Source organism: Bradyrhizobium sp. Ash2021 (assembly GCF_031202265.1).
Classification (GTDB): Bacteria; Pseudomonadota; Alphaproteobacteria; order Rhizobiales; family Xanthobacteraceae; genus Bradyrhizobium.
Window position 1 is genome coordinate 9,152,842 of the sequence record NZ_CP100604.1, and the last position, 21,238, is coordinate 9,174,079.

Annotated in this window: 12 protein-coding genes; 2 read left to right on the forward strand and 10 right to left on the reverse strand. The window is 59.9% G+C overall.

Going from position 1 to position 21,238, the window contains the following annotated elements; all coding sequences use genetic code 11:
* Positions 1-16: 16 nt before the first annotated feature.
* The 8 genes from NL528_RS43990 to NL528_RS44025 all read right to left on the reverse strand — a co-directional run bounded on the left by NL528_RS43990 (position 17) and on the right by NL528_RS44025 (position 13,749).
* The gene (locus NL528_RS43990; protein ID WP_309180571.1) at positions 17-1,780 is read right to left on the reverse strand and encodes an MOSC and FAD-binding oxidoreductase domain-containing protein; all 1,764 of its coding nucleotides are present in this window, start codon (positions 1,778-1,780) and stop codon (positions 17-19) included.
* A 36-nt stretch (positions 1,781-1,816) separates the two neighbouring features.
* Positions 1,817-2,719 (reverse strand): DUF427 domain-containing protein, encoded by a 903-nt coding sequence (locus tag NL528_RS43995; RefSeq protein WP_309180572.1) that lies wholly within the window; start codon positions 2,717-2,719, stop codon positions 1,817-1,819.
* Positions 2,720-2,876: 157 nt separating this feature from the next.
* Positions 2,877-3,764 carry a haloalkane dehalogenase gene (locus NL528_RS44000; protein ID WP_309180573.1) on the reverse strand — a complete coding sequence of 296 codons (888 nt, stop codon included), beginning with the start codon at positions 3,762-3,764 and terminating at the stop codon, positions 2,877-2,879.
* 713 nt (positions 3,765-4,477) lie between these two features.
* Positions 4,478-8,014 carry an adenylate/guanylate cyclase domain-containing protein gene (locus NL528_RS44005; protein WP_309180574.1) on the reverse strand — a complete coding sequence of 1,179 codons (3,537 nt, stop codon included), beginning with the start codon at positions 8,012-8,014 and terminating at the stop codon, positions 4,478-4,480.
* Between the two features lie 210 nt (positions 8,015-8,224).
* Positions 8,225-10,732, reverse strand: coding sequence for an arylsulfatase (locus NL528_RS44010; protein WP_375143960.1), 2,508 nt, complete (start codon positions 10,730-10,732; stop codon positions 8,225-8,227).
* A gap of 281 nt (positions 10,733-11,013) precedes the next feature.
* Positions 11,014-11,283 carry a cyclase gene (locus NL528_RS44015; protein WP_309180575.1) on the reverse strand — a complete coding sequence of 90 codons (270 nt, stop codon included), beginning with the start codon at positions 11,281-11,283 and terminating at the stop codon, positions 11,014-11,016.
* Between the two features lie 285 nt (positions 11,284-11,568).
* On the reverse strand, positions 11,569-12,531 hold the full coding sequence (locus tag NL528_RS44020) for an ABC transporter substrate-binding protein (protein WP_309180576.1): 963 nt from the start codon (positions 12,529-12,531) through the stop codon (positions 11,569-11,571).
* Between the two features lie 231 nt (positions 12,532-12,762).
* The gene (locus NL528_RS44025; RefSeq protein WP_309180577.1) at positions 12,763-13,749 is read right to left on the reverse strand and encodes an ABC transporter substrate-binding protein; all 987 of its coding nucleotides are present in this window, start codon (positions 13,747-13,749) and stop codon (positions 12,763-12,765) included.
* 280 nt (positions 13,750-14,029) lie between these two features.
* Between NL528_RS44025 and NL528_RS44030 the strand changes: the two genes are divergently transcribed.
* On the forward strand, positions 14,030-15,622 hold the full coding sequence (locus tag NL528_RS44030) for a B12-binding domain-containing radical SAM protein (RefSeq protein ID WP_309180578.1): 1,593 nt from the start codon (positions 14,030-14,032) through the stop codon (positions 15,620-15,622).
* Positions 15,623-16,394: 772 nt separating this feature from the next.
* Positions 16,395-17,147 (forward strand): superoxide dismutase, encoded by a 753-nt coding sequence (locus NL528_RS44035; protein ID WP_309180580.1) that lies wholly within the window; start codon positions 16,395-16,397, stop codon positions 17,145-17,147.
* An 808-nt stretch (positions 17,148-17,955) separates the two neighbouring features.
* Here the strand turns inward: NL528_RS44035 and NL528_RS44040 are convergent.
* Both NL528_RS44040 and NL528_RS44045 read right to left on the reverse strand, forming a co-directional pair.
* Complete coding sequence (locus NL528_RS44040) at positions 17,956-18,924, reverse strand: LysR family transcriptional regulator (RefSeq protein WP_309180581.1); 969 nt, start codon at positions 18,922-18,924, stop codon at positions 17,956-17,958.
* 570 nt (positions 18,925-19,494) lie between these two features.
* Complete coding sequence (locus NL528_RS44045; RefSeq protein WP_375144114.1) at positions 19,495-21,213, reverse strand: adenylate/guanylate cyclase domain-containing protein; 1,719 nt, start codon at positions 21,211-21,213, stop codon at positions 19,495-19,497.
* Positions 21,214-21,238 lie beyond the last annotated feature (25 nt).

The following is a 21,238-nucleotide window of genomic DNA, read 5'->3' on the forward strand; positions in this document are numbered from 1 at the left end:
TCGTCAGTCGCAGGATTCACAAGTCGATGACGACGTCACCAATCGGTTGCGAGCAGCAAACAAGAAGGTTGCCGTCGGCGGGCTTATCAAGTGGCTGCGGCAAATAGGCGACCGCGCCCGAAACCAGACCGCTCTCACAGTTGTGACAAACACCGGTCCGGCACGACCATCGGACCGGGACGTCGCAAGCCTCGGCCAGCTCCAAAACGCTCTGGTAGGCTGACGGCTTCCAGTGTACGGCGATGCCACTTCGCGCGAACGATACCAGCGGACCAGCGTTGGCGTCGTCCTTGGGCAGATGTGGAGCTCGCGTCGCTGCACCGACGACACCGGGAGTCATCGGCTCGCTGCCGTTGAAAATTTCGACGTGAACCCGCTGCGGCGCCACGTCCAGGGCTGCGAACGCCTCCTTCATGTCTGCCATGAAGCGCGTCGGCCCGCAGAGGTAGACATGCGCCTCTCGCGGGATGCCGACAACGTCGAGGACCGATCGCGACAGGTGACCGGTAGCGTCGAAATCCTCGCCCATCTTGTCGCGAGATCCCGGCCTACTGTAACAAACATAGCTGCGGCCATTCGTGAGCGCGAGCATGACGCGGCGGACTTCAGCGGCAAAGGGATGATGCTGCCGGTCACGGGCCGCGTGCAGCCACAGCACCGGCCGTGTCGAGCGGGCGGCCGCCAGCGCGTACAGCATCGCCAGTACAGGCGTTGCCCCGATTCCCGCGCTGACCAACACCACGGGCCGCTCTCCGGACTGAAGAATGAAGCTTCCGCGCGGCGAGCTGACTTCGAGAACATCGCCCACCCGAACATGCTCCCGCAGGTAGGTCCCAGCCGCCCCATTCGGCTCGATTTTCACGCTGATCCGATAGCGCTCCGTCGAGAGCGGCCCAGAGAGCGAGTAGCTGCGAACGAGTGGCGGGCCGCCGCCGGTCCGTCGAAGACGCAAGACCACATACTGGCCGGGCAGAGCCGGTGGCAGCGGCTGACCGTCCGGATGCCGCATCGACAAGGAAAGGACGTCCGCGGACTCCTGATCGATCGCCGCCACCGCGAGCGGTTGAAATCCTGGCGCAACTGGATGCGCAGCTGCTGCCGGCGCGAGCCCCGCGTTGCCACTCCCTGCGGCGGTCGTTTGGCTCTGCAGCAATGCCTCGAACGACGAGCGCCATCCAGGCGAAAGCGCCTCGATCCGCAAGGCGCGCTGCAATCGATCGCGCGCATGATTGGGCGAATAGAGAAGCGCGTTGATCTCGGCGACGGTCATTCGCTCGTTCGCCTCTCCCACCCTCACGATTTCGTCGCCGGCGCCCACCTCGCCTTCCCTGAGGACGCGGAAGTAGAACCCCGGCCTTCCGCTGGATGTCAGCAATGCCGGCATCCGCGGCTCGTTCATCCGAATGCCAACGCGATAGCAGGTAACGCGAGGTTGAGTGACCTCGAACAGCGCGTCGCCGATTTGATAACGGTCGCCGATGCAAACGGCATCGTCGGGCAATCCTTCGATGGTGAAGTTCTCGCCGAACTGTCCGTGGACGAAGTCGGTCCTCTTCAGCTGCTCCTGCCAGTAGCGATACGATTCGATCTGGTAGACGAAGGCGGCTCGCTGCTCACCCCCGTGGCCGGCCAGATCGCCCTGACCGTCTCCGTCCAGATTCAACCGGCCGACCCGACAGCGGCCACGTACCGGATTCTTCCAGATCCCGGTGTGTACAGTGCGACCCTTCCACTCGATATCGCGCGGAAGTCCGACGTTCACCGACAGCAGTCGAGCCATGTCCCGCTCCGATTTGATGGGGGACCGGAAGTCCTCCTAGCCGCTCGCAGCCCCTGCGGGCCCGCCACCGGGTGCTCGCTCGTGGACTATCTCGGCGACGTCGAGGTTGCGATCGGGGCCGTGCGGTACCACCGACTGGCCCGGCTCTAGATGGAGCTGCGTGCCATCGAGATGTACCGAGACGATGTCCGGTTCGAAGGATACCAGGTTGGAGATGCGGCGGACCTCGGGATAGGCGTCAGGATACGACCATGCCGCCAGACGTGCGTCATCGATGGAGTAATAGCTGCAGAGCCCCTTATACGGGCAGAAGGTCTGGAGTTTCACGGGAGTGAGGGCGGACTCATCGATGTCGGCGCGTGGAACGTACCAGCGCGGTGCGAAGCCGGACTCGTAGAGGATCACCGGCCGCTTTGTATCGGCGATGATCCGGTCACCATGGCGGACCACGAGGTTTCGAGAGGCCTGGCGAATGTCGATGCGGTGGTAGGGGTCAGCGGCATGGCCCACGATTCGCTCGTCTTCTTCGTAGAAGGCATCCATGGCCCGCCAGGCGAACGCGACGCGTGCCTGCAGTTCGCTCGCGTGGGCGGGCAGGTTGGTGTGCTGCCACGCCCCTCTCGCCGCGATGTGTTGCTCGTCCGCCCGGACGCTGTACCAGGACGTGAGCCCGAGATCGGGGTGTTGGGTGGTATGCTCAGTGCGTTCCAGGACGTGTGGAGAAACGTCGCGCTCCGGAAAGTAGGCTACCGGGTAGCGGCCCGGTTCGAAGAGCAGGAGGACATGCTCGCTATCGGCGATCCAGCTTCCCCCGAAGCGCACGCGCATGCGCCGGCGCAGCCGCTCGACGTACAACAGTCTTTTGGGCAGCGGTTCAGGCACGAGAAACCGCCCGATTGCTCCCGTTGAGAGCGGACCTTGTTGCCAGGACAGTCCCACTGCTCTCTCCCATAGGTTTGATGATCGAGGCCGGTAGACGTCCACGTATTCCTTACCCCAGAACGCGGACCCGACGGATGCTCCATGAGTAAGCACCGCGCTCACATCCTTTGTCGCCTCCTGTTGCTCCTGACATCGCAGCCCTGCATTGCCGCCGTCAGCCCAACGCCTTCATCCAGCCGGCGACGGCCCGCCCGATCTCGTCCGGCGAATCCTCCTGGACGAAATGGAGCCCCGAGATCGTCACCTCGGTCTGTGCCGGGAAGCTGCGGGCCAAGTCGAGAACCGCGCCATGGGCGAGGATCCCACCGGGCTCTGCTCTCAGGAACAGCTTGGGTATATTGCTCGTCTTAAGCCAGTCAGCGTAGGCGGTTACGATCGCAGTCACGTCGGCGGGCTCGCCATCGATGGGAATCTGTCGGGGCCAGGTCAGCGTCGGCCGTCGCCCCTCGCCGGGCTCGGCGAACGGACGTCGGTACTCCGCCATATCCTCGTCGGACATCTTGCGCAGGATGGCTCCCGGCAGGATCTTCTCGATGAAGAAGTTGTTTTGCAGGACCATCTCCTCGCCCTTCTCGGAACGCAGTCCCTGCAAGGCGTGACGCATTTCGAACTTGTCCCAGTGGTCCCAGTATTGCGGCCCCATGATCGCCTCCATATACGCGATACCCTTCACGGCATCGCGGTGGCGGTTGGCCCAGTCGAAGCCGAGGGCCGAGCCCCAGTCATGGATGACCAAGGTGACCCGCTCGCGCACATCCAGGGCCTCGAGCAGGGCGTCGAGGTAGCGACGGTGCTCGACGAAGCGATACGAGTCGCGGCCACTGTCAGGCAGCTTCTCGGAGTCGCCCATGCCGATCAGGTCGGGGGCGATGCAGCGGCCTAGTGGCTGCAGGTACGGCAACACGTTGCGCCAGAGGTACGACGAGGTGGGATTGCCGTGCAGCAGCACGATGGGATCGCCCTGTCCCACCTCCACGTACGCCATCTCGCGGCCGAGGACCCGCTGCCGCCGCTTTTGATATGGAAATGCCGCAGAGATCATGTTCGCTTCTCCCATAGTACAATCGGGCACAGCGACACCGTGAGTGACTAGGCCTCCGCAACCAGCGCCGTTGCGCTGAACATGACGATCTTACCCGGACCTTGCACCATTCGCTTGCCCGCGATCGATGCGGTTTAGCAAATCTTGCTTGACTCCTGAAGGGCCTTCGGCGCGGGTGTCCCATAAAGCGCGTAGACGGGGGTTTGAGACTCATAGGAGTGTATCGGATTACCGGCGGCGCAGCAGGCGCTGCGCCAGCACCGGGGCGTCAGGACCACACGACTTCGCCGTCCGCATCAGCCGCGCTCGTCAGTCGCAGCATCTACGTCCACCGCATCCCACCGCGCGTTTCGTGACGATCGCGAGCCGCCCCTCTTGTCGGGTGAGACGCGCGGAGAAAGGCCACTGATTTGCCCGACGCGACAAGCGGAATATTTTTTCGAGGGGGACTAGACAACCCAAATCACGTTGATCGGCTTCAGGAATTTAGATTTTCGCGCGCCGCATTCAGAGCTGCCTCTATTCCTTGGGCTGCGTCGCCGGCGCGACAGTGTTTCGTTTTTGTTGAGCAGGTTGGTTCAGTTAGGCCGTGAACCGATAAATTTGCTGACTTGACCAATGTCCGCTGCGTCCCAATAGCCGACCAGTTCCGCGGCGCAGCGAAATGTCGCGATGTGCCATTAGCGGACCACCGTCCGTTAGATAAATACAAGTCAAGCGAGCTCATCGAGCAGCCCCTTGGCCTGTTTCAGGTCGAGCGTTTGGAGGCCCTCGCTAAACCAACCATAAACAGGTGCGAGCAGCTCGCCGGCCTTGTTGCGCTCGCCTCGATCGTACCAGAGCCGCGCGAGACTCGTCGCAGCCCGCAGTTCCCAAGACTTTGCTTGTTGCTCTCTTGCGGCCGCAAGCGCGCGTGAGAAATGCATTTCTGCTTTATTGACCTCCGGCTCGGGAGCCAACAATGCGATATCCCCAGCCGTGCGATGGATGTCGGATTCACACCACGTCTCGCCGGTCGTTTCAATCGCCTTGAAAGCTTCGTTGACGTGCCGCCACGCATCGTCGAACTGGCCGAGTTCGGCGCATGCTCTCGCCATATGGGAAACGTACCATGGAATAAACACGACCGAGCCGCTCGATTGCCAGGCAGCAATGCCTGCCGGGATCATGGTAATCGCATCGGACGGTTTGCCGGTCAGCGCCTGTATGCAGCCCCGGTGCATCATGCCGCCTCCTCTCCACTGGGCGGCATTCTTTTCTGTCGCCAGTGGAATAAGTTCATCGAGTTGTACGTTCGCGGCCTCGTACTCTCCGCAATGAATAAGGGCGTATGACGTGAAGTACAGAGAATACATCAACGGCACTCCCTGGCCCACGTCCCGGGCTTCCGCGACCGCGCTTTTTGCATCGGCCAGCGCGGCTTCTGGATATCCGAGCATCCATCGGATCCATGATCGATAGCAGAGCGCGGCAACGCGGATATCCTGCCCGAACCTCGCTGCGAGCTGCCGATGCTCCCTAGGATTGTAAGACGCGATCGCGCGATCGAAGTGCTCTAATGCTTCTGCAAGATTTCCAATCGTTGCCTGCGAAACGCCAACGAGTCGGTGCCCAAGCATTTGCTGGGTGGCAGCTTTCTGTTCCTCGGCACGCCTCAGAAACTGCGCAGCAAGCTCGGTTACAGCGTCAGCGTGGAAACCGTTGAAGTTAGCAACCCAAAAGCTGTACAGCACGGAAAACAGTAGGAGCGGATCTTCGGGAGTTTCCCCGCACGCTTCTGCCTGTTCAATCAACGTCCGCGCCCGCAGCGCCGCTGCCTTGGTTTCGGCAGCGCCATACCCTCGAAAGTGCATGAGGGGGGTGATCAGCGCGACCTGCAGCTTGATTTCTTCGCGCCTGAGAGCCGGCGTCGACGGCAAGGAGGCGATCAAGGAGAGTGCGCGGCTCAGCTGCTCTGCAGCCTCAGGCAACGCCGCGCGCTCCAATGATCGGTCTCCGGCCTTTGCCCAGAGGCCCGCGGCCTTCTCGATCAGTCCGGCTTCAGTGCAGTGGCGCGCCAAAAGCTCCGGCTGAAGCTCAATTCTATCTGCGAAACGAGTTTCGAGGATTTCCGCGATCCTGGCATGCAATGCGCGCCGGTGCTCGCGCAGCAGCGTGCTGTAGGCCGCATCCTGCACGAGGGCATGCTTAAACAGATAATGCGCGTGCGGCGGGACACCCTGCTGGAACAGCAGGCCGGCGCTAATCAGCCGATGCAGCGCGATCTCCAGCTCTGCCTGCGATGTGCCTGCCACGGCCTCCATAAGCGCATGTGAGAATTCCCGGCCGATTGCAGAGCCGATCTGCGCGAGCTCCTTGGCAGGACCAAGCCGATCCAGACGTGCCATCAACGAGGCGTGCAGCGTTGCGGGGATTTCGAGCCTCGACGATGGAATCGCGGCCGTCGTTCTTCGCGCCTCCTCCTCACTCTCCGCCTCCAGCACCGCCTTTGTCATTTCCTCGATGAACAAGGGAATGCCATCGGTCCGATCAATCATGTCCTCGCGGATACCGGTCGGCAGAAGCTTGTTGCCGACAATCCGGTCAATGATGGCGTCGATGTCCCGTCGGCCAAGCCGATTGAGGGTGACTGCGGTCACATGCGGAAGCCCGATCCACGGCGGCTCGAATTCCGGTCGGAACGTAATGATCAGCAACACGCGAAGCGCCACGATACGCTCAAGAATGCGGCCAGTCAGCTCGAGACTGGTGGGATCGGTCCAGTGTGCATCCTCGAAAATCATCAGCACAGGGGCGAACCTCGAAAGCGACCCGATTTGGGTGACAAGCGCCTCCAGTGTTCTCTGCCGACGCTGCTGCGGGTCAAGCGTGAGTTGGGGATAGCGACCGTCGTTCGGAAGTGACAGCAGCTCGGCGAGCAGGGCTGAATCACCTGGCGACGTCGCGCTCTGCGCCAACAGGACATCGAGCTTATCGAGCTTCGCCTGCGCGCTATCGTCGTGCTTCAATCCGGCTGCCCGTTCCATATGGCCGATAATCGGAGAGAGCGCACTGTTCGTACGCTGCGGCGAGCAAAAGCAGCGCAGCCGGGCATGCGGCTCCTCTTTGATCTGTTCCAGCAACACCGCGGTCAGTCGGGATTTGCCAATTCCGGCCTCACCGGAAATCAGCACGACCTGGCCTTCGCCATCCTTGGCCCTAGACCACCGCCGCCGCAGCAACTGCGATTCCTCCTCCCGTCCGACAAACGAAAAGAGGTCCCCACCGTGAAAGGCTTCAAACCGGCCTTCTACAGACGCCGGTCGCAGTGCAGCCCAGACCTGCACCGCACCCGCGAGTCCCTTGAGCTCCTGGTGACCAAGATCACGCAACTCGAACAGATTGCCCAGAAGCCTTCTTGTGGAGTCCGCGATAACAACCATGTCCGGTTCGGCGAGCCCTTGCAGCCGGGCCGCGAGGTTGGGCGTCTCGCCGATAATGCCTCGCTCCTGGGCCTCGCCGGATCCGACGAGGTCGCCGACCACCACCATCCCCGTGCCAATTCCGACGCGGGTCTGCAACCGCGTGGTGGTCTTCAATTTCGCCACCGCCGCGACAAGGTCCAAGGCCGACCTCACGGCCCTCTCGGCATCGTCCTCATGAGCCTGCGGGTAGCCGAAATAGACCAGTACGCCATCGCCCATGTATTTCGCGACAAATCCTCCGTAGCGCTGCACTGTTTCAGTGACACATTTCTGATAAGCCGAGATGAGCTTGCGCAAGTCTTCGGGGTCCATGCGCGTAGACAGCGCCGTCGAGCCCACGAGATCACTGAACATCACGGTGACCTGACGACGCTCCGCAGCATCGCCGGGCGAACTGGAAACCGCCATTCCGGCCGGCGCGCCGATCGTCGTTTTCTTCGGGAGTGCTGCAATGGCTTTGAGAAGTTTGATCCGCGCGCCGAGGGGAAGGCCGAGCTCGCGCAGGTGATCTTCCGTCAGATCAGACAGCACCGTTTCGTCGATTGCATTTTCTCGGAACGTGGCCTCAAAGCGTTCGAGACCTAAGGTCCGCAGCCAATTCCCGAGGTCCATGATGGCCTCCCAACTGCTTTCGTCTGCACCCCCAGACCGCTCAAGCCCGCACAAAGCCGACGCGATTGTGCAGGATAGCAGAAGCCTTGCGACAGATATTATCGAAACCAGCTGGACTCCAAGCAGAAAGTCGCGTTGTGCGTTGCGGCGGATCTGACCGCCGATGTCGCCCATGGGTCCAATCGCGATCGAAACGCTGCGTCCGCCCCACGTCCGCTTTCACCCCGAAAGCGACCGAGCTGCGGACATTGCGGGACGTCTCAAACGTGCCAGCAGCTGACATGACGCGCCCACGCGATGTTCGACGGATTTCGCTGGACACCGGCACGCCAACGTCCGGCCGGGCCCCCCGAGGGAAGGACGCCCGGCCGGATTGCTGAGGCATCAGTTGTTCGCGCCAGCGCGCGCGTGCCGAATGACCTGATGCTCCTCGCTGGTGAGCTGCACCGGCGCGAGCTTGAGGGTGAGCTTGTCAAGCTTGCCGGTGAAGCGGAAGGGCACCTGATAGTCCTTGTCTTCAACGCCGGTGCGGGTATCGACACCCACATCGAAGGTTTCCTCGATGGCAAAGATGAATGGAGTGGTGTGCGGAATTTTGCTGGTGGCGACCTCCTTGCCGTCCACCTTCAGGACGCCGGTGCCGCCCTTGCCGAAGCCGGGTCCATCGTATTTGAAGTCGAACACGATGGTGTGCTTGCCAGGTGTGAGCGCGTCCTGGCCATCCCAGCGGAAGTGTTCGAGGCCGACGAAGTTGTAGACGAACACTGGCTTGCCCTTGAGCAGATACAGGCCATAGCCACCGAAGCGTCCACCCTGCGTGACGATCATCCCTTCGTTGCTATCCTGTGAGCCCGCGCGCCCAACGGTGGCGCCGGTGCCCGGAATGTTCACTTCGGCCGTGATCGTATAGGACCTGTTCAGGATGCTGGGCGCATCGCTCTCGGGGATACCGGACAATTCACCCGAGTAGGTGAAAGTGTTCCGACCTGCGGTCGCGCTCGGGCGTGGCGTGATGACGCGCTGAAGCACCGAGTTATCCAGCGGGAACACGTTGTACTTTGTCGCTTCCACCATGAACAGCTCCTGCAGCTCCCGCAGCTTGTCCGGCATCTTGGCCGCGAGGTCGTTGCTCTCCGAGTAATCCTCCGCAATGTTGTAAAGCTCCCACTTGTAGCCGTTGACCACGTCTTCGGGCAGCTTGGCGGTGCCCAGGAGCCACGGCGGCGCAGGTGGCGTTGTCGCAGCGATCCAACCGTCGTGATAGATCGCGCGGTTCGCGAACATCTCGAAATACTGTGTCGTTCGCGCGGACGGCACGTTGGCACTCGACTTGTCAAAGGAGTAGCTCATGCTGACACCTTCAATCGGCTTCTGCGCGATGCCGTTGACCATCAGCGGTGCCGGAATGCCGGTTGCCTCAAGGATGGTCGGCACGATGTCGATCATGTGGTGGAACTGGGTGCGGATGCCGCCCGCATCCTTGATGCGGTTCGGCCAACAGATCGCCATGCCTTGCCGGGTGCCGCCGAAGTGCGACGCGACCTGCTTCGTCCACTTGAACGGCGTGTCGAAGGCCCATGCCCATGCCACTGCCATATGCGGGTATGTAGCGGCCGAGCCCCAGGCGTCGTAAGCCTTCAACTGCTCGGCAATCGGAAGGTCCAATATGCCGTTGAAGGCGGTATATTGGTTTGGCGTGCCGACCGTCGTGCCTTCCGGACTAGTGCCGTTGTCACCGCTGATATAGATGATCAGCGTGTCGTCGAGCTTGCCTTCGTCCTGGACTTCCTGAATGACGCGCCCGATTTCGTGGTCGGTGTAGGCGACATAAGCGGCGAACACCTCCGCTTGACGCGCGAACAGCTTCTTCTCATCGGCCGTCAAGGTGTCCCATTTCTGCAGGTCATCCGGCCACGGTGTGAGCTGCGTGTTCGCGGGGATGACGCCAAGCCGTTTTTGATTGGCGACAATCTGCTCGCGCAGGGCGTTCCAGCCCATGTCGAACTTGCCCTTGAACTTGTCGATCCATTCCTTGGTCGGCTGATGCGGCGAATGGGTCCCGCCAGGCACGTAGTAGACAAAGAACGGCTGATCGGGCGCGGCCGCATTGAGCTGTCGCATATGGGTGATCGCTTCATCGGCCATATCCGTCGTCAGATTGTAGCCGGGCTTGCCAATCCAGGGGAAAACCTGGGTGGTGTTCTGGTACAAATACGGCGTCCACTGGTCGGTCTCGCCGCCCATGAAGCCGTAGAAGTAGTCGAAGCCCATGCCGATGGGCCATTGGTCGAACGGTCCCGTCACGCCGTACTGATAGCTCGGCGTGTTGTGGTTCTTGCCGAACCAGGAGGTGGCGTAGCCGTTCTGCTTCAGGATCGTGCCAATGGTGGCGTTCTCGGGCCCGATGATGCTGTCGTAGCCCGGATAGCCGGTCGCTTGCTCCGAGATGATGCCGAACCCCACCGAGTGATGGTTGCGGCCGGTGATCAGCGCCGCCCGCGTCGGCGAGCATAGCGCTGTGGAGTGGAACTGGGTGTAGCGCAGCCCCATCTGCGCAATGCGATCCATCGCAGGCGTTGGGATGACGCCGCCGAAGGTTCCCGAAACTCCATAGCCCTGGTCGTCAGTCATGATCAGGAGCACGTTGGGTGCCCCCTTGGGCGGCACCACGCGGGCGGGCCAATACGGTTTTGACTGGCTGGCTTGAAGGTTGATGTTGCCGCCGAACTTCGGTGGCGGAGGTGGAAGATATTTGCCGTCTATTGTCGTCGTGGCGCCGGGTGAACCCGGTGTGCCGGTGATCTGTTGTGCGGCCGCCGGCAGACCTGACATAGTTGTTGCGAAGACAGACGATGCTAATAGCCCGAGCCAGATGCTTCTCGTCGTACTCATGGTTCGCTCCCTCGATCTTATTGCTTTCGCGAGCCCAATGAGACCGGGTGAACTATTAAGTGAGGCCGTTTGGACCCTTTGACAGACACCGAGGCGTACACAAAATGGAATGGCACTCGTCTGGATTGATTTAGATCAAGGATGTCCGCCTTGGGTCGGCCCCGCCGCGCGACTTTCGGTCTACCCCGAACAACGGACATCACGCGTCCAGAGCAAAAGTGCCAACAGGCGACATGGCACACCATAGCAAAAAATCCCGGCACTTGGCCGGAATCGATATTTCACACCTTGTTCGTAAACCAAATCGTTGGAGATCCCGCCACTCCCGCATTCTTCATGGCATTCTTCAATTCAGCACTTTCCGCGAAGGCTCGCGCATCTTCAATCGTGGCAAACTCGTGAGTTACTGTGATGTCATTGGGATTTTCGACTGCTCGGTAGACAGCCTCGGCTGTTACGCCTTTCGCCTTCTGGACCGGAGCAAAATCGTCGTAAGCCTTCCGCCAGGTCTTGTAGTCGGAAACCGTGTGTCTAACAAACATAGTCGTCATCAGATGTTCCTCCCTGACTGGTCGTAACAATCTTTCCACGAACGCTTGAAACAGCACGTCCAGTAGCACTGGCCACCGCTTGGAGCTATTTGTTTCCGGGTTGCACTGATGCCATCGGACGGTTGCCCTTTGTCCGATAGAACGGCCTCATCAGTCGGGTGTCCGCTGGGGGTCAAAAACCGTCCTGACGGCCCCGCCGCGCGACTTCCGGTCTACCCCGAACAACGGACATCACGCGTCAGAGCGGTCACTTCCGAAAAGTGCCAACAGCTGAAGTCGACTGCTTCATTCGAGCACCTTATCGGCGCGGGCAAGCAGTGTCGCCGGCATGTCGAGACCAAGCGCTTTCGCGGTCCTCAAATTGATGACAAATTCGAATGTCGTGGGTTGCTCAACGGGGAGCTCTCGCGGCTGAGCCCCCTTGAAGATCTTGTCCACAAAGTACGCCGCTCGCCGATAAAACTTACCGAGGCTGTCACCGTAGCTCATAAGCCCGCCGAGCTCCGTGTATTCCGCATAGGGATGTATCGATGGCAACCGATGCTTCAGCGCCAGATCCGCCACCACCGTGCGCGGTGGATCGTACACCGGGTCTGGAACGACCATCACGGCCTCGACCTGTTCTTCGAGCTTCTCGAAGGCATGTTTTGTCTCGTCAGTGCTGCGAGCCTCCAATAGGGCTAGTTCTATGCCGGTTGCGGCAGCAACTCCGCGGGTGGTCTTGAGCATTCCCACATAGGCGAGGTTGTTGGGATTCATAAGAATTCCCACGCGCGACAGTTTAGGCACTACGGCTGTCAGCAGCTCAAATTGCTTCGATGCGAGCTCAGGCAAATAGGTGGCAAGGCCCGTGACATTGCCGCCAGGACGGGCCAGGCTTTCAACAAGTCCACTACCAACGGGATCTGCCGCATAGCCAAGGATAATTGGTATGGACGCAGTAGCTTTCTTCGCCGCCAGCGCCGCGCCGGTGAAGCCGGCGATGATCACGTCTACCTGCCTCGCGACTAGATCGGCGGCCATTCCTGGGAGGCGGGAAAAATCGCCTGCCACGAACCGCCATTCCATCGTGAAATCTCTTCCTTCAATGTACCCGAAGTCGTTCATCCCATTCAGAAACTCTCCATAGACGGTCGTCGCCAGGGAGCTCGGCTCCGATTTGCCCGAAAGGAAGCCAATCCTCCAAACGCGCTGCTGCTGCGCACCAGCCGCGAGCGGCCACATCGCCGCCCCGCCGCCGACAAGCAAGATGAACTCTCGTCGCTTCACTACCAGTCCTGCTCCCAACGCTCTCGACCCGAGCGTAAGCGATTTTTTGGTGTAGTCCAAACGGTCGGAGGTCCGCTCGGGGTCAAACGCGTCACTTTGACCGTGCGCCGACTACTTCCGGTCTACCCCGATCAACAGACATTTTCAGCGTGCTTCGGCATGTCGCAGAGGTGCCCATAGGAGACTCATGCACCGCAGCAAACAGCCGCTCTATTCGACTATCTCGTCGACGCGGGCAAGCAGCGCGGGTGGCACGGCGAGGCCGAGCGCCTTGGCAGTTTTGAGGTTGATTGCCAGATCGAATTTTGTGGGTTGCTGGACGGGCAGATCGGCAGGTTTCTCACCATGGAATATCCGATCGACATAGACAGCTGCCTGACGAAACGAGTCGGCCAAATCGATGCCGTAGGATGCCAAGCCGCCCTCCGCAACCAAATAGCTGGATGGATATATGGCAGGAAGTTGATAACGAGACGCCAGATCCACAATCGTTTTGCGGTGAATGTTTAAGAAAGTATCAGGAAGCATGATAAATCCGTCTGTTTGTCGGCGCAGACTCGTGATGGCGAACTCGATCTCGGCGGTATCGCGAACGGGAGCCCTTACGAGTTCAATCGCAAGCTTTTCGGCAGCTTCGTCTGCCGATCGGGACCTGATGATCACGGGAGGAGCTGCCTGAGGGTTGAATATGATCGCCACGCGGGTTACGTTCGGTGCGATTTCCTTGAGCAGTTCGATCCACTTACCGCCGAGGCTGGGTTCTAAATTCGTAAATCCGGTCATGTTTCCACCTGGATGAGCCAAGCTTTTGACGAAACCCTCTTCGACCGGCTCGCTTACGACGGTGAATACAACGGGAATTGCGGGCCTCGCCTGATGCAACGCCGTTGTGGCCGAGGTACCGCTCGTCAGGATTAGGTACGGAGCACGGCCTATCACCTCATTGACCACGGACCTTGCCCGTTCCGGATCGCTCACAGACCAATTCACTTCGATGCGGATGTTTCTGCCCTCCGACCATCCTCGTTTCTCAAGACCCTCGCGAAATGCGTTTAGCCGGCGCTGGCCTTCACGATCGTCGGCTGTAGTCATGAGAACGCCGATTCGTCGCAGCGGTTCATTCTGTTGCGCCCGCGCCGAGAATGACCATCCCGCCGCCACGCCGCCCAAGAGCGAGATAAACTCGCGTCGCTGCATGTCTCAACCCCAAGCTCAGAAGACCACATCTTAGCGGGTAAAACGACTGCTTCGATAGAGGCTGAAACCGAGTATGAAAGCACTCGCAGGACGCGGCCGATGTCGCAGATGGGTCAAAAACGGTCCTATCGGCCCCGAACTGTTAGGTGTGCGAACGGAACGTCAGCTCCACACTTCCGCCATTTCAAGCACTTAACGCCTGTATCGGCGAGCGAATCGAACCCTTGAGTCCCAACAAGCTGCATGGCATCGTGACCCTTAACGTCCAGGCCGGAGCAACATGACGAGTCCCTGCCGCGTCCTAATGATCTATCCGAAGTTCGTTCCGGACTCGTTCTGGAACTATACGGAAGCTTGCGAACTCGTCGGCGCGAAGTATCCGGCGGCGCCACTCGGACTGATCACCGTCGCCGCCATGCTGCCGAAGCATTGGGACATTCGCCTCGTCAACCGTAACACCGAGCCTTTGACGGACGAGGACCTCGACTGGACCGATCTCGTCATGATCGGCGGTATGCTCAACCAGCAGCCTGATTTTCTTCACCTGATCGATCTCGCCCACCTGCACGGCAAGCCAGTATGTGTCGGTGGGCCTGACGTCTCCTCCAGCCCGCATCTTTACGCGAACGCGGACTTCCAGGTGATCGGCGAGGCCGAGCAAATCATCGAGCAATTCATCGCCGCCTGGGAAAGTGGCGAGCGCAAGGGCGTGTTCATCGCCGAGAAGTTCAAGATCGACGTCACGCTAAGCCCGATGCCCCGCTACGATCTGATCAAGTTCGATCATTATCTCTTCATTGGCGTGCAATATTCGCGTGGCTGCCCGTTCACCTGCGAGTTCTGCGATATTATCGAGCTGTATGGTCGCGTGCCGCGCACCAAGACCCCCGATCAGATTCTCGCTGAGTTGCAAGCGCTCTACGATCACGGTTATCGCGGGCATGTCGACTTCGTCGACGACAATTTCATCGGCAACAAGAAGAACCTCCGCATCTTACTGCCGCGGCTCAAAGCCTGGCTGGAAGAGCGAGACTATCCGTTCGAGTTCTCGACCGAAGCCTCGATCAATATTGCGGACGACAGCGAGCTGTTGCAGGCAATGAAGGACGCGAACTTCTTCGGGATTTTCGTCGGCATTGAGAGCCCGGATCCGGAGACCCTCGTGCAGATGAAGAAAAAACAGAACACCAGGCGCAACATCGCCGAGTGCGTTCACAAGATTTACGGCTACGGCATGTTCGTCACCGCGGGTTTCATCGTCGGGTTCGACACCGAGAAAGTCTCGATCGAGCAGGCGATGATCGACTTCATCGAGGAGGCGAGCATTCCAGTCTGCATGGTTGGACTTCTCTATGCACTGCCTGGCACACAGCTGACGCGGCGGCTAGCCCAGGAAGGCCGCCTGCACAAAGGCCATGATCTCATGAAGGTCGAGCACGCGGGCGATCAATGCACGCTCGGCTGCAATTTCGACACCAAACGTCCGCTTCGTGATATCCTTACGGATTACAAGGCCGTGCTCGGGCACGTGTTCAGCCCGACGGCATATGCAGGACGGCTGTCGCGGCTTGCCGTCATGCTCGACCGGTCCGACCGGCGCCGGGATCTGCCGGATGGCGACGTGCGCAAGAGGATCGGCGGCATCGACAGCGTATACCAGATCATGCGTGCCCTGCCGGAGGTTCGCGAGCCGTTCTGGAAGACCTTCGTCGAGGTCGCCAAGTCCAATCCAGGCGCGCTGCGTTACATCGTGATGCTGATGGCGCTGTACATGCACCTCGGGCCGTTCTCGAAGCGCGTGATCAGTGAGATTGACCGCCGGATTGCCGAGTTGGACGGTGCCTCCGTGAGGGCCACGGAGCTTGTGCTGTGAGCTCATCGAGGATGCCGTTTGGTGGACGGCAAAGTTCGCTGGTGCGCTTGGCTTGGAAAGCCCGCGGTCCGTAATCCCATCCAGGATGTGGGCGTTACCGCCAGCAGTGATGAGCCACAGCCACTGATCGGGATATTCGCGGGTTCAGCCCTCAATCACCGAATTCGCGCTTTGGTCTTCATACTTCCGAAATGGGTCTTGGCTGTGTGAAAACGCGACGGCGCGCAAATTGCGGAGAAAAGCATTCCTTCTGACGCCGCTTCTGAGACTACGGAGAGCATGCTGAGTTCCAGTGCCGCGTGATCTGAGAAGTAGATTCTCCAGCGTTGGCAAGATTTCACGTTTTCACACAGCCGGGGTCATTCACGACCGAACCGGGCTGTCTGCGCCATGTCCGGTCTACACCCGATAGCGACCGAATAGCGGACATCGCTGGAGGTCGGGTTCGTGCTACAACCCGACATCCATGATGGATAGTGAAGGCGCAGCCTAACTAACCTGCTCGGTGAAAGCGATCAGCTTTACAAGTTCTTGTTTAATGGCAACGACGCAGCTGCTGACGTACTTGGTTCACCGACAGTATAGCAATGTTTGCACCGGTATTGCGCTGCAATCCATGAGACTCGATCTTCGTCGATCGTTCGCATGAGCAGTTCACTACGAAGCCGCGCCAACACGTCAATTTGATGGGACGTCAGGTTGAATCGGCGGAGTCGCTTTACTCCATAATCCGTATCTAACAACCCGGACTCGTCATCTTAAGGAGGGATTCATGTCGTTATCATCATTGTCGCGTCGTCATTTTTTCGGCGGTGCGGCGAGCATCGCGGCCGCCGTAACGGCGCCTCGTACTGTATTCGCTCAAGCGCCCGCGGCCGCACCGGAGCCTGTGCCGAGCGGTCCATTTAGGATTCCGCCGCTCACCTATCCGACCAATGCGTTTGAGCCGCACATCGATGCCAGGACCATGGAAATCCACCACGACAGACACCATGGAGCCTATGTCGCCGCCCTCAATAGCTTTGCCAAAGACCATCCGCAGATCGCAGAAAAGCCGGTCTTGGAAGTGCTGGGCGACCTTGAGGCGGTGCCGGAGTCCATCCGCACTGGTGTGCGCAACAATCTTGGCGGCCACGCCAATCACACAATGTTCTGGGAAATCATGGGACCACATGGCGGCAAGCCCGAAGGCGAGGTATTGGCAGCGATTGATCGCAATCTCGGCGGCCTGGAGAAGTTCCAGACCGATTTCAATGCTGCGGGCGGACGCCAGTTCGGCTCGGGCTGGGTGTTCGTAACTGTCACAAAGGATGGCAAGCTCAAGATCGAGACCCGCCCGAACCAGGACACTCCACTCATGGATGGAAAGCGCGTGTTGTTTGGCAACGATGTCTGGGAGCACGCTTATTATCTCAGCTACCAGAACCGCCGCATTGATTACCTCAAAGCCTGGTGGAACACTGTGAACTGGGGCAAGATCGCGCAGCGCTATGCCGCCGCGAAGGCAGGCACGCTCGGCCTCTAGATTGGACCGCAAATCGGTTCATTTCCCATGCTCGTTGGGGGGCCGCGCGTGGCCTATGATTCCGCCGCGTATTAGGCTCTCCAGCGTTCGCAAGATTTCACGTTTTCACACAGCCAGGGTCAACAACGGCCCTGACGGCCCCGAAACGAGACTTCCGCTCTACCCCGATCAGCGGACATCGTCAGACCGCCCCGGCATGTCTCAAGGGTGCCATAACCAGAAGTGCGCAACGGTCATCGGTTCATCTCAGGTCGTTCGAGCCCTCAAACTGAGGCGGCCGAATGAAAACCCGCCCGAACAGTGCGAGGCTTGATAGCTTTCAATCTACTCCGGCCGATTGTCGAGCCTGGAAAGTGTCGAGCATAGAAAAAGAGCGGCCTGAGCCGCTCTTTTCCTGCCTTTATGGGCAAGGACGCCACAGACCAGTGCCGTCCATATACTCCCGGGATGTCGAGTCGTAGTACGCCCCAAGACTCCGGCAATAGGAAGCATCAGCGCTCGATACCGCGCTTGTCTGAGCAACGCGGGACCCGCTGCTGCTGACGTACATCGCACCGCCACCGCGGACGCCACGGAGCCCCATGGCGAAGGCCGGGGTCGCAACTGCTAACGCGAGTGACAGGGCCGTCGCCCCTACAATACCAAGTTTCGACATTACGCTTCTCCTTAAGAACCTGGAACAAAACCATCGCCGTCAGGCGTAAGGCTTATGTGGGTTGGCGATCGGCTGCGCTCTATGCCCGATGCTGGGAAAGATTAGTGCGTGGCGCGCAACGCACCGCGATTGTCAGACGCTCTCTGAGCCGTCTTATTCGGTGACGTCGTGCGAGCTCTTATTCCGGTCCTCTGTCCAATCAGGATCCCAGTAGGGCGGCCTGCCAAACCGTTTCTGGGCAAAATCCAGAAAAGCCCGCACCTTCGGTGGCACCATGCGATGCGGAGGAAAGACCCCGAATATGCCACTCGGCTTCGTAGCGATCATGGAAGACCATTCGGGAAGCACATGCCGCAGACGACCCGCCTTGATATCCTCTCCGACCAGCCATGTCGGGAGGAGCACGACCCCTACGCCGTCAACCGCCGCATCGCGCAGCGGCTCGGAGTCGTCGGCGCGCAACGTGCCGGTGACGGGCACTTGCTCGAAAGCATCGCCTGGCTCGGCCCGGTGACGAAAGAACCAACGATCGGTCGGCTGCAGCGCATAGACAAGACAATTGTGCTGCAGCAGATCGATCGGCTCGGCGATCGGCGGCCTGCGGTCCAGATAGGCCGGGCTCGCGCAGACAATGCGCCGGTGCGGCGCGAGCTTGCGGGCCAGCATGCTGGAATCGATGAGTGGACCGATACGGATCGCCAGGTCGGCGCCGACGGCCAGCAGATCGACTCGCACATCGGTCAATGAGACATCGAGACGAATATCGGGATAGGCGGCCAGGAAGTCTGGCACGAACGGCATTATATGCAGGCGGGCGAAGGCGCTCGGGACATGCAGGCGGATCAATCCCTGTGGCCGCCCCTCCATTGCCGAGGCCGCATCCCGCGCTTCCTCCAGACCCCGCAGAACGCCGCGTGCGTGCTCGTAGAATGTGGCGCCCGGCTCGGTGAGATGCGCGCGGCGCGTGGTGCGATGAAACAGGCTGACACCAAGATCCTCTTCAAGGCTGGCGATCGCTCGCGAGACGGTCGATGTCTTGGTATTCGTGGCAATTGCAGCTTTCGAAAAGCTGCCGACCTCCACCGCTCGCACGAACATACGCAGCGCGCCCAGATAGTCCATTTTGGCGCCTCCGTATCGCCGTTGCGACGAAACGTCGAGCACTCGCCCGATCGGCCGCTTCCTGCGACATTCGGTAGTCCGGCGAGGGCTTCGGTCGATTTCGACCAGCACTCCAACATTTGTTTGCGCGTTTCGCAACAATCATTTCCGGCCGCGGGAATTGGGGCCGACGCCGCGGCATGATGGTACGTTTTTGACGCTAATTCTGATCCAGATGGGGACAATCTACCTTATTGGCAGCCATACCGGATTGGGTCCGATCCGTACCTCGAACTCGGAGATCATATCGTCGCAAGAGCGGGATGTCGGACCGAGTATCTGGATTTTGTCCATAGCAAAGAGGCCAAATAATCAACCTTCCGACAGCTCGATAATAACGAGATGGTTCTTCGGTCAAAATGTCGCTTGTGGGTCAAAACCGGAAAGCTCAATGTGAGCATATGTTTTCCGCTCTGCCCCTGGAAGCGGACATGGCGCAATGCAGTTGGCATGTCCGAAAAGCGCCATTAGCGGAAGTCGCGCTCATTCGATCACCTCGTCGCCAAGGGCGACGTACCTTGGCCGGGATGGTCACTCGGGCAGCCCTGCTTGCCGCAATCCTTCTTCATATCGCGCGACGTCCTCAGCACGTCGATAAGGGCCAAGCACGTCTTTGAAATTGGAAAGGCGCGTGGGGTTCAGTTCTCGCAGCCGAGCCGCTGCCTTGTGTGCTTGCTCCGGCCGCCCGGCCATTGCGTTGCTTGCGGCGGTGATACGTAATCCAGGTAGATAGTCCGGACTGCACTGCAATGCCATTGCCGCCCATGATGCCGCTTCGTCATAGCGGCCCAGGAAGAAATGTGCATACGCGGTCCCGGCTCGCATTCCCATCAGCCACGGATCAAGTGGGCTCAGGCGCATGGCACGTGCGAAGCGCTCGATCGCCGTCTCCGGCTCGCCGAGCCAGATTTTTACCCAGCCGCCGAAATTCCATGCCTCGGCCAAATTGGAATTAAGCACAAGCGCGCGATCGACTAAGCCGGCGCCTACCCCGAGATCCCGAACAACAAACGCTAACGCATTCCCGCCAGCGGCGAGCGCGATCGCGTCATCCTTGCCCAACTCAACCGCCCGTTGGGTGAGCCTCTTCACTTCGGCAATCGCGTTCGCTGTATCTGAAATCCAGCCATTGATCTTGGCAATGACGTAGCAAAAGGCTGCACGACCGTAGGCGGAGGCAAATTCCGGGTCGAGCTCGATCGCGCTGTTGAACAGGCGCAATGCCTCGTCGTTCGCTTGCCGGTTACCAAACTGATAAAGCCGGGCCAGACCGCGCAAATAGAGCGCATAAGCGTCGAGACTCGCGGTCGGCTTGCGCTTGGCGCGCTCGATCTCGGCTTTTTCCACCGCAGGCGCGATCGCCCCGACAACGCTCTCAGTCACCTGGTCCTGCAGATCGAAGATGTCGCCGAGCCCGCCATCAAACCGATCGGCCCAAAGATGTGCTCCAGTAGCGGTATCGACCAGTTGTCCCGTGATGCGCACTCGGCTTGCCGCCTTGCGAACGCTCCCTTCCAACACGTAGCGCACCCCAAGCTCGCGCCCCACCTGCTTCACGTCGACGGCGCGCGCCTTGTAGGTGAAGCTGGAGTTTCGGGCGATGACAAATAGCGCCTTGAAACGGGACAGCGCCGTGATGATGTCCTCGGCCATTCCATCGGCAAAGTATTCCTGTTCCGGATCGCCGCTCATGTTCTGAAACGGGAGCACGGCGATGGACGGCTTGTCGGGGGGAGGGAGGACCTGAGGTTGGCTCATAGCCAGACCTGATTTTACTGCGGAAGGGGCTTGACCAGTCAGCCGTACCCGCCACGCTCGCATCGGCTCAGCTATATTTCTAAGGGACTGCTGTCCCATATCATCACAGGCGATCTCGACCTTGCCTCGAACCTGCCGATAGGCATCATCGGACATGCAGACCCCGCCCGGTTCGGCGATGCCTTCAAGGCGGGCAGCAATATTGACGCCGTCGCCGAAGATATCATTATCATCAAAAATGATGTCACCGACATGAATGCCGATGCGGAATTCGATCCTTTGATCCTGCGGCACGGCGGTATTTTGCTCGGCCATGCTGCGCTGGATTTCAACCGCGTTGTGCACCGCATCGACGGCGCTGGCAAACTCGACCAGCATTCCGTCGCCCGTAGTCTTGACGATGTGGCCGCGATGCGCCGCGATTGCGGGGTCGACAAGCGCTTTTCTAATCGACTTTAACTGGGCTACCGTACCTTCTTCGTTGGCACCCATCAGCCGACTATATCCCGCGATGTCC